We start from the raw sequence: 13,697 nt of genomic DNA, 5'->3' as shown, positions 1-13,697 counted from the left end.
CCCTTATATCCGCAAGGCAAAAGGGACCTCTTCGATTAATCGAAAGAAGATCCCTTATATGCTGATATTGTCATATAGTTCATTAACGCTGTCGCCTTCAAGGACAGAATGTCATTGACCAGTTTATGGAGGGAGGGAACGCCTTCCTTTTCATACTTGCTGCTGACACAGTTCCATATATCGTCGCTAGTCACATACTCGTACCCAATCAAATGCATTTCCTCAACTTTGCTCAAGCATACCATTTCAATGGTGCTCATCAATTCTTCCTCGCTCATTTGCTCGAGTTCCATGCATATGGCCTCCTCACTGACTCCCTGTTGTCCCTAAGTTACATTCGACATGATACATTGCTTTCCTTCTATTCCTACCATGTCCTGAAAAAAAAGTAAAGTCATCAGATGGGACAGGTAGGGCATATCCATAAGAATAGCCATGTCGTGTCATCGTATTCAGTCTTAACCAGGGAGTGGGATGGACAGTGAACAAGCAATCATTTATTAAAGGAACGCTGATTTTACTTGCAGCCGGCATATTAAACCGCCTACTCGGTTTTATCCCCCGGATCGCCCTCCCCCGGATCATCGGACCCGAGGGTGTCGGAATTTACCAACTGGGCTACCCCTTCTTTATCGTGCTCGTGACCATCATTACCGGCGGAATTCCGCTGGCCATTGCCAAAATGGTTGCCGAAGCGGAAGGCGCGGGGAAGCGGGATGCTTCCCAAAAAATTCTGCATGTCAGTCTAATGCTGACGCTTACAGCAGGCACTCTCTTTATGGGACTCAGTCTGCTCCTTGCCCCTTGGGTAACCGGCGTGCTTTTGCCGGACGAGCGTGTATACCAGACCTTTATCAGTATGACGCCCATGATGATCATCATTGCTGTATCGTCAGTCTACCGCGGATATTTCCAGGGCAAGCAGAACATGATTCCCTCCGCAAGCTCTTCCGTGATCGAGACCATTGTCCGCATTATTTGCATGCTGTGGTTTGCACATCTCTTGATGCCCAAAGGCATTGCTTATGGGGCAGCGGGTGCCATGCTCGGAACAGCCGTAGGAGAATTGATTGGCATGATCGCGCTGCTGCTGCAATACTCCGGCGAGGGACGACGAACGAGTAAACTTTTACCCAAGCCCCAAGAAGCAGTATCGGAAAAAAAAGCAGAAGAAGACTCCCCGTCGAATCAAGGCATTCTGAAACGTTTACTCGGTATTGCATTGCCTGTTACAGGGGGCAAGATGGTAGGGTCCTTCTCCTACCTGCTGGAGACGATTCTGACTAATCGCAGCCTGGCCATGGCAGGTATAGCGACGTCCGTAGCCACAGCTCAGTACGGTGCACTGCAAGGGATGATCATCCCGCTCCTGCTGCTGCCCGGTGCACTGACGGTTTCCCTGGCCATCTCTCTGGTGCCTTCACTCTCGGAAGCAGCCGCCCGTAATGACCGGTCTACGATCCATAAACGTATGAATCAATCCCTTCGGCTAGCGCTTGTCTCCGGAGCTCCGTTCGCCATCATTATGTTTGTCCTGGCTGAGCCATTATGCCTGCTCCTGTACAACAACGCGGAGATTAGCGATATGCTCAAAATCATGGCGCCGTTTGCCTTGTTCCTGTATGTGCAGTCCCCGCTTCAAGCTGCCTTGCAAGCACTGGACCGTCCAGGCCGGGCATTACTGAATACGTTATTCGGGGCGATCATCAAAATGAGCCTCATTGTGTATTTGGCATCCAATCCCGCCTTTGGCATAAAAGGAGCCGTCATTGCCATTATCGTAAACAGCATTGCTGTTACATTACTCCACGGTTTCAGCCTATCGCGGCTGATCGGCTTTCGATTCCGTCTGCTGGATTATGTCAAAATCGGGGCGGTTATGATCATTATGGGTGCCTGTGTCCTCTATGGGTACAAACATCTTCCGTTTTCGACCGCGCCATGGCTGCAATTTTGGGCTTCCATCGCAGCTGGTATTCTGGTCTATTTCATCATGATCTTTATGACCAAGCTGGTAACACCGCGAGATTTGGAACGTGTGCCTGTCGTCGGCACCTGGTTCAATAAATTCAGCCGTCGTTAGATCCTGTCTTTACGGTCAATGTAAATCCGGCCTTTATGGTCAATGGAGCATAGAAAAATATCCTTAAAATCCTTAGCACCGAAATTCTGGATCTCGTTCTTTAGCCAGAACCGCGTTTTTTGGATTAATTCAAGGTTCTCGTCCTGCACCTTTCCATCCAATATAAGCGGTATGGGCAGTCCTTCATACGTAATTTTATCGTAAGGAATATCTACGACTGTAGGGTTTTCTTTTTCGAATTGATTTGAAGTGGATGAAGAGTTGGTGGCGGATGAACTTGAAGAGCTATTCGAACTGCTGTCGGAGCTGCTGCCCGTATCCTTCGGAATCACGGTAAGTTGGCCGGATGTTTCGAGTATCGCAAATTCGACGTCCGCGAGGCTGTCAATGTCTTTGCCTCTCAACTGCTGCATCAGATCATCCAAATTATAGCGAAGCCTTGCCATCTCTTTGCGATGGAGTCTGCCCCGGGACACCAACACGCTCGGCTTTCCGTCAGCAAATAGTCGTATATTTCGATTTTTTAAGCCGATATAAGCAAGTCCTACCTGAATGGCAACCAAAACGGCGATAGGAGCAAGTCCCTCCCATATCGGTTTTTTAATATCTTCAAGAACAAAAACGGCGATCTCTGCAATCATGATGGATATGACCAAATCGAAGATGGATAGCTTTCCAATTTCCCGTTTACCCATGATTCTCATGGTGACAAAGATGACCACATACATCAGAATGGTCCGCAGAATCAGAATAGTCATATGAGACATAATCAATCCCTCCTAGCTTGCCTGACATTCTCATGTACAGCTATTCTGGCCTGCTACTGCTGTTCCCATTCGATTACAACAGATTAATTAATGGAAATCATGTTAAACCGGCAGCAAAATATTCAGTTTGTACTATATGTACAGGCTTGGCCATACAATTTAATGATCAAGATTTGTTAAGGGGGATGATTCATGGAACCGATCCGGCGAGTCTTCACTTTCAGGATCACCAATCCGATTCTTTCAGGACTATTGTATTCTTTTTTCTGGATGTTTCTTGGCGCGTTGGCGTTATCCCTGCTTCTATGGGGCAGCGGGCTGGCCGAAGATGATTTATCGTTCTACACGTTTCTTGTACATGCCGTCTCCGCCTTTATCGGAGGTTGTGTGAGCGGCAAGCGCGCAGGAAACAAAGGTTGGTATTACGGCTGTCTGACAGGGCTGGTATACGGCGTTACACTGCTCGTCATTGGTTTTCTTGCTTTGGATAGCTCCTTATCTCTCGGAGATTTGACGCTGATTGCTACGGTATTTGCTGGCGGCGCCATCGGGGGATGTTCGGGGTCAATTTGAAAAAATAACGCTGGCTCAAATGCTCTCCATTACTTAAGGACTTCTGTTTCCCATTCTTCACGCTCATATAAAAAACAAAGCCGGCTCCCATGAGGGAGTCGGCCTTTGTTTTAACGATTACATTCCATATGTATGTGATACGTCATTATGCATCCGCATTCACACTATGGCTTATCGAGTTGCGGTCGAACGTTAACTTCGTTACATCGTTCACTTTCAAGACCACAATGTCGTCGGTAATCTCCACAATCGTGCCGTGAAGACCTCCGATCGTTACCACTTTGTCGCCCTTGGACAAGGCGCTAAGCATGGCGTTTCTGGTCTTCTGTTTCTTCTGCTGTGGACGAATAAGCAGAAAATAAAAGATGACAAACATCAGCACGAACGGCAAAATCAATCCCAAAATGCCTCCGCCGCCTTGGGTCTGTCCTGCTGCGAGATCAAATGAAGTTCCAAACATTTCTTTCCCCCCTTTCACAAACTTATCATGATGGCCATGAGCTTGCTTTAGAACCCTTTTTCATTATCATGTAGGCCGTACTTATCAAAAAACTCATCGCGGAAGTCAAGCAGACGATCTTCCATAATACTCTGACGCACATTACGCATCAAATTAATCAAGAAATGCAGGTTATGATACGTTGTCAATCTTAGTCCAAACGTTTCATCACTCTTGATCAGGTGGCGCAGATAAGCACGCGAGTAGTTACGGCAAGTGTAGCAGTCGCATTCCGGATCCAGCGGTCCGTAATCCCTGGCATATTGAGCATTTCGAACGACAAGACGGCCTTGACTTGTCATCGTTGTCCCGTTGCGAGCGATCCGCGTCGGAAGCACGCAATCGAACATATCCACACCACGAATCGAGCCCTCAATCAACGCATCGGGTGATCCGACTCCCATCAAATAGCGAGGCTTATTGTTCGGCAGCAGGGGCACCGTGTAATCCAGCACTTCATACATAAGCTGCTTCGATTCTCCCACACTAAGTCCACCAATAGCATAACCCGGGAAATCCATGGAAGTCAAATCACGGGCGCTCTGACGGCGCAGATCCTCATGCATGCCTCCCTGAACGATGGCGAATAGGGCTTGGTCTTCCGGTCTGGCATGACTCTTCAGGCAGCGTTCAGCCCAGCGAGAGGTCCGCTCGGTGGATTGTTTAACGTACTCATACTCTGCAGGATAAGGCGGGCATTCATCAAAAGCCATCATAATATCAGATCCGAGCGCGTTCTGAATCTCCATTGCAACTTCCGGGGAGATAAACAGTTTATCTCCGTTCAAGTGGGAACGGAAATGTACGCCTTCTTCCGATATTTTTCTCATTTCTGCCAAGCTGAATACCTGGAAGCCGCCGCTATCGGTCAGGATCGGACGGTCCCAGTTCATGAATTTGTGCAGTCCGCCCGCTTCTTTCACAATATCATGTCCAGGACGCAGGAAGAGGTGATAGGTGTTGCTCAAAATAATATGGGCATCCATGGCTTTTAACTCTTCCGGGCTCATGGTTTTTACGGTTGCCAATGTTCCGACAGGCATGAATGTCGGCGTATCGATCACGCCGTGCGGGGTGTGCACTCTGCCGAGCCTAGCGCCTGATTGTTTGCACGTTTTAATATGTTCATAAGTAACAGCTGCTGCCATGGTGATAACCAACCTCCGAATTAATAGATAAACATCGCGTCGCCAAAGCTGAAGAACCGGTATTCCTTCTCAACAGCCTCCTTGTACGCTTTCATAATGTGTTCGCGACCGGCCAGCGCACTAACCAGCATAACCAGCGTGGATTTCGGCAGATGAAAATTCGTGATCAGCGCATCCACGACGGTAAAAGCATAACCGGGATATATGAAAATGCTCGTCCAGCCGCTGCTTTCTCGCAGAAGCTCGCCGTTTCGCTCCGATCCAACCGTCTCCAGCGTTCTGCAGGAAGTGGTTCCTACAGCGATAACCCGGCCGCCGCGCCGCTTCGTCTCATTCAGCAGCTCAGCGGTTTCCTGGGAGAGGGAATAGTACTCTTCATGCATGACATGATCCTCAACCTGATCCACGGACATCGGACGAAATGTCCCCAGTCCGACATGCAGGGTGATGAAGGCGATGTCCACTCCCTTGGCCTGGATCTGTTCCAGGAGAGCCTCCGTGAAGTGCAGGCCAGCCGTCGGTGCAGCTGCGGATCCCTCATGCTTCGCATATACGGTCTGATAACGATCGCGGTCATCCAGCTTTTCCTTAATATATGGCGGGAGCGGCATTTGCCCCAGTTCATCGAGGATTTCTTGGAAAATCCCCTTATACGAGAAGGATAAGGTGCGGGCACCCATCTCTCCTTCTTCCTCGATGACCGCTTTTAATTTTCCGTCGCCAAAGGAGATGACGTTTCCCTTTTTCAGCTTCTTGCCAGGTTTTACAAGTGCTTCCCACCGGTCATGCCCCATATTATTCAGCAGAAGGACCTCTGCCTTCGCACCGGTGTCTTCCTTTGCACCGAATAATCGGGCCGGGATTACCTTGGTATCGTTTAATACAAGCGTATCTCCCGGATTCAGGTAGTCTATGATGTCCGCAAACGTTTGATGGCGTATATCTCCGCTCTGTTTATCCAGCGTGAGGAGCCTGGAGGAACTTCGATCCAGCAGCGGTGTCTGCGCAATTAAATGTTCGGGTAATTCAAAATCATACAAATCCACATTCATGTCGGTCAGTCCTTCGTAATAGTCGTGTTGCGGTAATAGTGTTGGAGTATCTGCTTGTAATCATACCCTTCGTCTGCCATTCCCTTGGCACCCCATTGAGACATGCCCAGGCCATGACCAAAGCCTTTGCCGGTAAATTTAAAGCCGGGAGAGCTTTCAATCACGCGCGCTTTCCCCGTTCCATTCATCACAACGGTGCCGGAACCTTTGACATTTCCGTTGCCGCTCCCTGAGATGACGGACACCGATTGGCCGCTTGAAACCGTTGATACCGCACCATTCGCGCTCAATACAGTATAACTTCCGGTTGATTCAATATCAAACAATGTGCTTGGCAAACCGTTAAAAGCCGAGCGGAACATATCGGGATATTTCACGTCCAGCACTTGACCGTTGGCTTTAACCGCAAGGGCACGTCCAGACGGGCCTCGCTCCGTTACATCCAGCGAAGTAATGGAAGCAGGCAGGCTATTGGAGGTTTTTCCTTTTAGAGAGGCAAGCAATTGATCCGAAGTATAGGGACCGCGAACCCAGTCATAGCTGTTGGATTCCGCCACTTTCTCTAGGACGACAGCCGTTTCGCCCGGATTCATCTTGCCTACAGGCTCAACGTTCGATTGGATCAATGGGAGTGGACGCACGTTCGTATCCTTGGCGGTAACCGTCATATACAGGAGTCCTGCCGATGTTTTGTTTCCGGTTTCCTTCACATTGTCCTCACGTACATAACCTGTAACGCCACTCGGAAGAAGTACATGATACCAAGATTTAAGCGCTGCCTGGGACGAGGAGTCTCCAGGGCTTTCCACCGCGGCAAACAGATCGTTACGGTTACCCCACACCTCGGTGGAATCTGCCGTCATTCCTCCGCTATTGGATGAAAAGACCGTTTCCACAATTTTACCGTCCTTCATGACAACTTCGCCGTCGGTTGCATCCACTGCTTGAATAATGCTCGGATACTCATAGGCGGTCCCGTAATAAGCCTGGCTTAACGTTGTGTCCACGACATGAGCTACTTCGAACTTATTACCTTGGAAGAGCGCATAGCTGCGGGCTGCCACAGCCTGTGCTTTCAGTGCTTCAGCCCCCCAAGTAGACGGCACCTCGGCTCCAACGACGGAATACAGGTACTGCTGGAACGGGAGCTCATTGACAAGATACAATTGACCGTTCTTTTGTCCGATCTCCAAAACGCCTCGATACGAACGATCCGATCGTTCCTTCACATTCGTCCCGGCGCCTGAAGTCCCTTCTAGCCGCAATACGGACTGACCACCCGACAACATATAATGCTGTGTCTCTTGAGGAGTCGCCAGGTTGAGACTTACATCTCGTCTCATAATCAGACCTGCAGCGGACGCATTCTGTTCAACGAGGGAGCCGGATAGTTTAGAAGCTTCCTGTTTGACTGCAGCCAGATCGGCTGTGTTGGCTGCCTCGCCGACCCACACCTCATAAGCGGATGCACCTCCGCTGGGCACCACTACATTAAACGCATCCATGCCGGCATCCGCATACGTCTTACGCACAGACTCGGCTTCAGCCTCCGATCCGTACGATCCTGCTGACAGATGCAGCCCGCCTTTAACCGAAGGCGTTTGACCATTCAGATGAGCAGCCGCCGTCTTTGCCGTTCGCGCAGCCCCGTCCAAGGCCGCTTTCTCTGTTTCGTACATACCTGCATATAGTTTGTAAACATTGCCGTCCGCAAACAGCAACGGTTTGTCATTCGTCGCTTGCAGTTTTTTTGCTGCTTCCGAAGCCGTTTTCCAATCCGTGGTCTCAAGCACCTTGACGCGATATGTATTCACGCTCATTCGGACCTGCTGGTTTGCTGGGATGTTTATCAAAGCCTGCTGTGCACCGGATGCAAGCAGCGATGCCGTCAGAGCCTCAGCGGATTTCAGTGTTACGGCATTGGTTATTGATTTATACTGGCTTCCCAGATCCAGGAACATCGCAACACGAATCGTATCTATTGAAGGAGCGGCCGCATGTACCGCAGGCGCGTTCCATAAGGTTCCGGCAACAGCCAATGACAAGAGTCCTTTGGTGGTCCAACCGAATAATGATTTCGTCCAGTTCCTATCCATTTACGTATTTCCTCCTGTAGCTATTAGGATTTGGTATGAATGTAATGATTCTATAATTTAACGACGATCCTCAGGGAAGGGAATACCTAAATGTTGATAAGCTGTGGGCGTTACAACTCGTCCCCGGGGTGTACGCTGCAAGAAACCGATCTGTAGGAGATACGGTTCATAAACATCTTCAATGGTTTGGCTTTCTTCTCCAATGGTTGCCGCAATGGTATCGAGACCTACTGGTCCCCCGCGGAAGCTTTTGATCATGGCATTCAGCATTTTATGATCGATAAAGTCCAGACCCATCGGGTCGATCTGCAGCATCTTCAACGCTTCCTGAGCGATGCTAGGCGTGATCATGCCATCTCCTCGAACCTGGGCGTAATCACGCACCCTTTTCAAGAGTCGGTTGGCTATGCGTGGCGTCCCGCGCGATCTCAGGGCAATCTCTTCTGCTGCCTCTCCTAATATCTCGATCCCCAAAAGATCGGCATTGCGCGACACAATGTAACTCAACTCGTCGACCGTATAGAATTCCAGACGGCTTACCACGCCAAATCGGTCCCTTAGCGGCGCTGAGAGCAATCCAGCCCGGGTGGTGGCGCCAATTAAGGTGAACGGTGGCAGATCTAGACGAACCGAGCGTGCGCTTGGCCCTTTGCCGATCATAATATCCAGCGCAAAATCCTCCATCGCCGGATACATCACTTCCTCTACCGTCCGGTGCAGGCGATGGATCTCGTCAATAAACAGGACGTCTCCTTCCTGCAGATTGGTGAGAAGCGCAGCCAGATCTCCCGGACGCTCAATGGCCGGACCGGAAGTCGTACGGAGATTAACGCCAAGCTCGTTGGCGATAATATTCGCCAGCGTCGTTTTTCCGAGTCCTGGAGGTCCGTACAACAACACATGGTCAAGCGCTTCGTTACGCATTTTTGCCGCTTCGATATATACCTTGAGATTTTCCTTAACTTGATTCTGTCCTATATATTCAGCCAAATAACGTGGACGAAGACTAAGCTCGACAGCCTGCTCGTCCATCATCAGATTGGCGGAAATAATTCGATCATCCATCTATTAAACTCCTCTCCTGCAGCGATCCTCTAGCCGGCGTATAGCTGCTGCAGTGCCCGTTTCATCAGCACGTCAACGGATTCACCGCTTGCGGCAGAATCCTTAATCTTAAGCCAGACCTTATCCAGCTCGCTATCCGTATAACCAAGAGCCTTCAGTCCTTCACGTGCCTCAGACCACGCCGAGCCGTCAGCTTCCGGTTCAGGCTCCTGAATGGCAAACAGACCGGTCATCATGCTCGCATTTCCGAATCCCTCGAGCTTGTCCTTCAGATCCAGAATCATGCGCTGCGCTGTTTTCTTACCGATTCCCGGAAGCTTGATCAAGAAGGATACATTCTCTTGGTAGATCGCGGAAACCACATGGTCCGGAGATCCCCCGCCCAATATGCCGAGCGCCACACGCGGGCCGATTCCCGAGACTTCGATCAGTTTACGGAACAGCTTCTGTTCCTCCCGCGTCGGAAATCCAAACAGCAGGATGGCATCCTCACGGACATGATGATGGGTAAACACCGTAATAGTTCCTTCGGTTTTGGCAAAAGCATATGGATTCGGGCAGAACACCCGATACCCTACCCCTTGAACATCCAATACAATATATTCACTCTCTAAATGGACAACCTGTCCCCGTAAAAAATCGATCATTTTCGCAATACCTCATTTAACTTGGAATTCAGTGTATAGGAATGAGCGTGGCAGATCGCTACAGCCAGTGCATCCGCCACATCATCAGGTTTGGGAATGCTCTGCAGCTTCAGGAACATCCTGACCATCTCCTGCACCTGTTTTTTCTCGGCCTTTCCATAACCGACAATGGCCTGCTTCACCTGCATCGGCGTATATTCTGCAATCGGGAGCCCGCGCTGGACCGCAGCCAGGATGAGCACTCCTCTGGCCTGTGATACAGACATCGCCGTGGTTACATTCCGGTTAAAAAATAACTTCTCGAAAGCAACGGCCTCAGGCTCATATTTATCAATAAGCTGCCCCATGCCCTCGTACACGTGGTGCAGCCTCTCTTCATCCGGAGTATGGGCTTCCGTCTGGATACAGCCATACTGTACCGGCGTGACTTTACTTCCAACCTTATCTACAAACCCGAAACCCACAATCGCAATCCCGGGGTCGATCCCTAAAATGCGCAAGCCAATCTCTCCTCTGATGAAGCGAACATATGTATCGTTCTCTCATTATAACAAAAGATCGACCACTGTTGAGGAAAAACTTTGATCCTTTAAGCACCGGTTACGTATCCTCTATATTGAGATCGCTAACATACCTGTCCAACGCAAAAAACTGCCCGGGAAATTTCCGGGCAGCAGCATTTTCGGTCACCAAGCGACAAGGCTGGGAGGTTCTATGGGGTCGGGTTCATGACATTTTCAGCCATATCCCGGGCATAGTCGCTAAAGGTTGACAGAACACTGTTATACTCTTCCATATCTTGAATTCGAATACCTTCTTCAAGCTGCTGGATCACATCTCTAGGCAAAGACGACTCCATCGAACCGACATCCAGCTGAAAGAAGGTCCGCATCACTTTCTCTTCCTCCGGTGGTCCATCAAACAAGGTTAAGTTTCCGTTGGAATCAATGCTCATATAGGCTTGCCTCTTACAGGTGGGTGAAAGGTCGGATACGGTTTGCTCCAGCCAGACTTCACCCTTGTTATCCAATCGTCCCTGCCATAAAGGATTTTTATTCATCAGTTCATAAATACCATCCGCCGTAAGCTTTCCCATATCCTGTTCTTCGATGCCACATACATAGGTGATCCGAACATGAACATGCTTCTTTCCCTTCGAGGTATTCAGCTTTTGCATGAATTCCCTCTGATCCTGCCGGCGTTCTTCCAACTTATCATCCTCAATCTGCAAGTAATGCATCGTTTCTACGGCCAGTGGCGTATCGTCGGATGCAGCAGTGAGCAGCTTATTCATCTGATCCTTTATATTCTGGCCGGACCATATCATGATACCTGCGATCAATAGGATCGCACAGGACCAAATCGCGCGTCTCCAGCGTCTCCAGCGTTTTCTGAACAGCTTCTTAAAGAAATGAAAAACACTCAAGGTTATCCCCTTCTATTCAATGTTTTTCATATTGTGACCGGGAAGCTGCCAAATTATTCAGTTCCGCTTTTGCCATCAGCCTCATTTTCAATCCAAAACAAAGAAAGACCGCCTTCAGTTACACTGAAAGCAGTCTTTCGATCGAATCGGGATGACACGATTTGAACATGCGACCCCCTGGTCCCAAACCAGGTGCTCTACCAAGCTGAGCTACATCCCGTTATTTAATGCCGGTGAAGGGACTCGAACCCCCACGGTTTCCCTCACGATTTTGAGTCGCGCGCGTCTGCCAATTCCGCCACACCGGCACAATGTAATTTCATAATGAGTTAAGTAATTGTTTAAAAAATGGCACGCCCTGAGAGATTCGAACTCCCGACCTTTTGATTCGTAGTCAAACGCTCTATCCAGCTGAGCTAAGGGCGCAAAATGGAGCGGACGACGGGAATCGAACCCGCGACCCTCGCCTTGGCAAGGCGATGCTCTACCGCTGAGCCACGTCCGCAATGTAATATGTATTCCGTCTTATGCTCTCTTGGTAAAGATGGTGAGCCATGAAGGACTCGAACCTTCGACACCCTGATTAAAAGTCAGGTGCTCTACCAACTGAGCTAATGGCTCTTATTACTAAGAGTAAATGGCGGAACTACGGGATACTCTCTCTTCGTTCGAGACTGCGAAGTCTATACTAACGAAGATGCTGCTTCGACGAACCCATGATGGATTCTCATCCCTGAAGCTTATAAGAATGGCGGAACTGACGGGATTCGAACCCGCGATCTCCTGCGTGACAGGCAGGCATGTTAGGCCTCTACACCACAGTTCCAAGAGGCATTATCGCTATCGCGATATAAATTGGTTGCGGGGGCAGGATTTGAACCTACGACCTTCGGGTTATGAGCCCGACGAGCTACCGAACTGCTCCACCCCGCGTCATTATAAAGGGTTGCTTGTATGGGGTCCCCGAAAAGTAATCGGAATCACCTACGAAGCATGTGCTTCACTTTTTGAGGATAAATCATGGTGGAGGCTGAGGGGATCGAACCCCCGACCCTCTGCTTGTAAGGCAGATGCTCTCCCAGCTGAGCTAAGCCTCCGTCTGGATTGATCTTAAAAGAAAGTGGTGACCCGTAGGGGATTCGAACCCCTGTTACCTCCGTGAAAGGGAGGTGTCTTAACCCCTTGACCAACGGGCCATATATGAAGTCCTTGCTGGCGGAGAGAGAGGGATTCGAACCCTCGAGACGCTTTTGGCGCCTACACGATTTCCAATCGTGCTCCTTCGGCCAACTCGGACACCTCTCCATAAGTGGCTCCCCGAACAGGACTCGAACCTGTGACAACTCGATTAACAGTCGAGTGCTCTACCAACTGAGCTATCAGGGAATATGTATCCGCTTGGCGACGTCCTACTCTCCCGGGACCCTTCGGTCCAAGTACCATCGGCGCTGGAAGGCTTAACGGTCGTGTTCGGTATGGGTACGCGTGGAACCCTTCCGCTATCGCCACCAAACGTATATTCAGGATCCGGCATCGCCAAATGCCGCGATCATCCTCCTTGCAAGTATAGCTTGTACACTTACAATTCAGTTTTGATCACCTGAAAACTAGATACGAAACGAAATTTGCGTTGATTAGAATCCGTAGCATTCACCCGATGTGGTATCGGGGTCCCCGAAAAGTATTCGGTGTCAGCTTCAAAGCTTCACTTCACTTTTTGGGGTCATTTGGATAAGCCCTCGACCGATTAGTATTGGTCAGCTCCATGCATTGCTGCACTTCCACCTCCAACCTATCTACCTCGTCGTCTTCAAGGGGTCTTACTAGTTGGGAAATCTCATCTTGAGGGGGGCTTCACGCTTAGATGCTTTCAGCGCTTATCCCGTCCGTACGTAGCTACCCAGCCATGCTCCTGGCGGAACAACTGGTGCACCAGCGGTACGTCCATCCCGGTCCTCTCGTACTAAGGACAGCTCCTCTCAAATTTCCTACGCCCACGACAGATAGGGACCGAACTGTCTCACGACGTTCTGAACCCAGCTCGCGTACCGCTTTAATGGGCGAACAGCCCAACCCTTGGGACCTACTTCAGCCCCAGGATGCGATGAGCCGACATCGAGGTGCCAAACCTCCCCGTCGATGTGGACTCTTGGGGGAGATAAGCCTGTTATCCCCAGGGTAGCTTTTATCCGTTGAGCGATGGCCCTTCCATGCGGTACCACCGGATCACTAAGCCCGACTTTCGTCCCTGCTCGACTTGTAGGTCTCGCAGTCAAGCTCCCTTATGCCTTTGCACTCTTCGAATGATTTCCAACCATTCTGAGGGAACCTTGGGGCGCCT

At 49.9% G+C, this 13,697-nt stretch carries 12 protein-coding genes, 11 tRNA genes and 2 rRNA genes (1 of these 25 only partly in view); 2 read left to right on the top strand and 23 right to left on the bottom strand.

The window, feature by feature from the left end; genetic code table 11:
* Positions 1 to 35: 35 nt before the first annotated feature.
* On the bottom strand, positions 36 to 293 hold the full coding sequence (locus BJP58_RS28120) for a post-transcriptional regulator (RefSeq protein ID WP_006208841.1): 258 nt from the start codon (positions 291 to 293) through the stop codon (positions 36 to 38).
* A 188-nt stretch (positions 294 to 481) separates the two neighbouring features.
* Between BJP58_RS28120 and spoVB the strand changes: the two genes are divergently transcribed.
* On the top strand, positions 482 to 2,083 hold the full coding sequence (gene spoVB, locus BJP58_RS28115; RefSeq protein WP_194541499.1) for a stage V sporulation protein B: 1,602 nt from the start codon (positions 482 to 484) through the stop codon (positions 2,081 to 2,083).
* Here spoVB and BJP58_RS28110 read toward each other — a convergent pair.
* The gene (locus BJP58_RS28110) at positions 2,080 to 2,850 is read right to left on the bottom strand and encodes a YetF domain-containing protein (protein WP_194541498.1); all 771 of its coding nucleotides are present in this window, start codon (positions 2,848 to 2,850) and stop codon (positions 2,080 to 2,082) included. The genes spoVB and BJP58_RS28110 overlap by 4 nt on opposite strands.
* A gap of 192 nt (positions 2,851 to 3,042) precedes the next feature.
* Between BJP58_RS28110 and BJP58_RS28105 the strand changes: the two genes are divergently transcribed.
* Entirely contained in the window at positions 3,043 to 3,423 is a 381-nt protein-coding gene (locus BJP58_RS28105) for a TIGR04086 family membrane protein (protein ID WP_194541497.1), read from the top strand.
* Positions 3,424 to 3,568: 145 nt separating this feature from the next.
* On the opposite strand, the gene yajC is transcribed toward BJP58_RS28105, so the two are convergent.
* The 21 genes from yajC to BJP58_RS28000 form a co-directional block, all read right to left on the bottom strand.
* The gene (gene yajC / locus BJP58_RS28100; protein WP_071222752.1) at positions 3,569 to 3,883 is read right to left on the bottom strand and encodes a preprotein translocase subunit YajC; all 315 of its coding nucleotides are present in this window, start codon (positions 3,881 to 3,883) and stop codon (positions 3,569 to 3,571) included.
* A 47-nt stretch (positions 3,884 to 3,930) separates the two neighbouring features.
* Positions 3,931 to 5,070, bottom strand: coding sequence for a tRNA guanosine(34) transglycosylase Tgt (tgt, locus tag BJP58_RS28095; RefSeq protein WP_071222751.1), 1,140 nt, complete (start codon positions 5,068 to 5,070; stop codon positions 3,931 to 3,933).
* Positions 5,071 to 5,090: 20 nt separating this feature from the next.
* A complete protein-coding gene (gene queA, locus BJP58_RS28090; protein WP_194541496.1) occupies positions 5,091 to 6,122 on the bottom strand; it encodes a tRNA preQ1(34) S-adenosylmethionine ribosyltransferase-isomerase QueA in 1,032 nt (343 codons plus the stop codon).
* A gap of 5 nt (positions 6,123 to 6,127) precedes the next feature.
* A complete protein-coding gene (locus BJP58_RS28085; protein ID WP_194541495.1) occupies positions 6,128 to 8,218 on the bottom strand; it encodes a SpoIID/LytB domain-containing protein in 2,091 nt (696 codons plus the stop codon).
* Between the two features lie 57 nt (positions 8,219 to 8,275).
* A complete protein-coding gene (ruvB, locus tag BJP58_RS28080; RefSeq protein ID WP_071222748.1) occupies positions 8,276 to 9,283 on the bottom strand; it encodes a Holliday junction branch migration DNA helicase RuvB in 1,008 nt (335 codons plus the stop codon).
* Positions 9,284 to 9,312: 29 nt separating this feature from the next.
* Positions 9,313 to 9,930 (bottom strand): Holliday junction branch migration protein RuvA, encoded by a 618-nt coding sequence (ruvA, locus tag BJP58_RS28075; RefSeq protein ID WP_127594677.1) that lies wholly within the window; start codon positions 9,928 to 9,930, stop codon positions 9,313 to 9,315.
* On the bottom strand, positions 9,927 to 10,430 hold the full coding sequence (ruvC, locus tag BJP58_RS28070; protein ID WP_071222746.1) for a crossover junction endodeoxyribonuclease RuvC: 504 nt from the start codon (positions 10,428 to 10,430) through the stop codon (positions 9,927 to 9,929). Before ruvC ends, ruvA begins: the two co-directional genes overlap by 4 nt.
* Before the next feature lie 212 nt (positions 10,431 to 10,642).
* On the bottom strand, positions 10,643 to 11,356 hold the full coding sequence (locus tag BJP58_RS28065) for a BofC C-terminal domain-containing protein (RefSeq protein ID WP_071222745.1): 714 nt from the start codon (positions 11,354 to 11,356) through the stop codon (positions 10,643 to 10,645).
* Between the two features lie 146 nt (positions 11,357 to 11,502).
* Positions 11,503 to 11,576: transfer RNA gene (locus BJP58_RS28060), tRNA-Pro, on the bottom strand.
* An 8-nt stretch (positions 11,577 to 11,584) separates the two neighbouring features.
* Positions 11,585 to 11,664 (bottom strand) — tRNA-Leu (locus BJP58_RS28055).
* Positions 11,665 to 11,705: 41 nt separating this feature from the next.
* Positions 11,706 to 11,782: transfer RNA gene (locus BJP58_RS28050), tRNA-Arg, on the bottom strand.
* A gap of 4 nt (positions 11,783 to 11,786) precedes the next feature.
* Positions 11,787 to 11,861 (bottom strand) — tRNA-Gly (locus BJP58_RS28045).
* Positions 11,862 to 11,901: 40 nt separating this feature from the next.
* Positions 11,902 to 11,977, bottom strand: a tRNA-Lys gene (locus BJP58_RS28040).
* Between the two features lie 128 nt (positions 11,978 to 12,105).
* Positions 12,106 to 12,182, bottom strand: a tRNA-Asp gene (locus tag BJP58_RS28035).
* 30 nt (positions 12,183 to 12,212) lie between these two features.
* A tRNA-Met gene (locus BJP58_RS28030) sits at positions 12,213 to 12,289 on the bottom strand.
* Between the two features lie 88 nt (positions 12,290 to 12,377).
* Positions 12,378 to 12,453 (bottom strand) — tRNA-Val (locus BJP58_RS28025).
* Positions 12,454 to 12,477: 24 nt separating this feature from the next.
* Positions 12,478 to 12,552, bottom strand: a tRNA-Glu gene (locus BJP58_RS28020).
* A gap of 17 nt (positions 12,553 to 12,569) precedes the next feature.
* Positions 12,570 to 12,661: transfer RNA gene (locus tag BJP58_RS28015), tRNA-Ser, on the bottom strand.
* Between the two features lie 5 nt (positions 12,662 to 12,666).
* Positions 12,667 to 12,742, bottom strand: a tRNA-Asn gene (locus tag BJP58_RS28010).
* 10 nt (positions 12,743 to 12,752) lie between these two features.
* Positions 12,753 to 12,869, bottom strand: a 5S ribosomal RNA gene (gene rrf / locus BJP58_RS28005).
* A 214-nt stretch (positions 12,870 to 13,083) separates the two neighbouring features.
* A 23S ribosomal RNA gene (locus tag BJP58_RS28000) occupies positions 13,084 to 13,697 on the bottom strand; it runs 2,432 nt beyond the window's last position.

Origin of the sequence: Paenibacillus sp. JZ16 (assembly GCF_015326965.1) — a bacterium.
Taxonomy (GTDB): Bacteria; Bacillota; Bacilli; order Paenibacillales; family Paenibacillaceae; genus Paenibacillus_AQ.
The sequence above is the reverse complement of the archived record's forward strand: the minus strand, read 5'-3'. Positions and strand labels throughout refer to the sequence as shown.

Excerpts from the sequence above, each read along its gene's own strand:
- BJP58_RS28085 (WP_194541495.1), bottom strand. The coding sequence starts at position 8,218 with ATGGATAGGAACTGGACGAAATCATTATTCGGTTGGACCACCAAAGGA.
- queA (WP_194541496.1), bottom strand. The coding sequence starts at position 6,122 with ATGAATGTGGATTTGTATGATTTTGAATTACCCGAACATTTAATTGCG.
- BJP58_RS28110 (WP_194541498.1), bottom strand. The coding sequence starts at position 2,850 with ATGTCTCATATGACTATTCTGATTCTGCGGACCATTCTGATGTATGTG.
- ruvA (WP_127594677.1), bottom strand. The coding sequence starts at position 9,930 with ATGATCGATTTTTTACGGGGACAGGTTGTCCATTTAGAGAGTGAATAT.
- BJP58_RS28120 (WP_006208841.1), bottom strand. The coding sequence starts at position 293 with ATGGAACTCGAGCAAATGAGCGAGGAAGAATTGATGAGCACCATTGAA.
- BJP58_RS28105 (WP_194541497.1), top strand. The coding sequence starts at position 3,043 with ATGGAACCGATCCGGCGAGTCTTCACTTTCAGGATCACCAATCCGATT.
- tgt (WP_071222751.1), bottom strand. The coding sequence starts at position 5,070 with ATGGCAGCAGCTGTTACTTATGAACATATTAAAACGTGCAAACAATCA.
- yajC (WP_071222752.1), bottom strand. The coding sequence starts at position 3,883 with ATGTTTGGAACTTCATTTGATCTCGCAGCAGGACAGACCCAAGGCGGC.
- ruvB (WP_071222748.1), bottom strand. The coding sequence starts at position 9,283 with ATGGATGATCGAATTATTTCCGCCAATCTGATGATGGACGAGCAGGCT.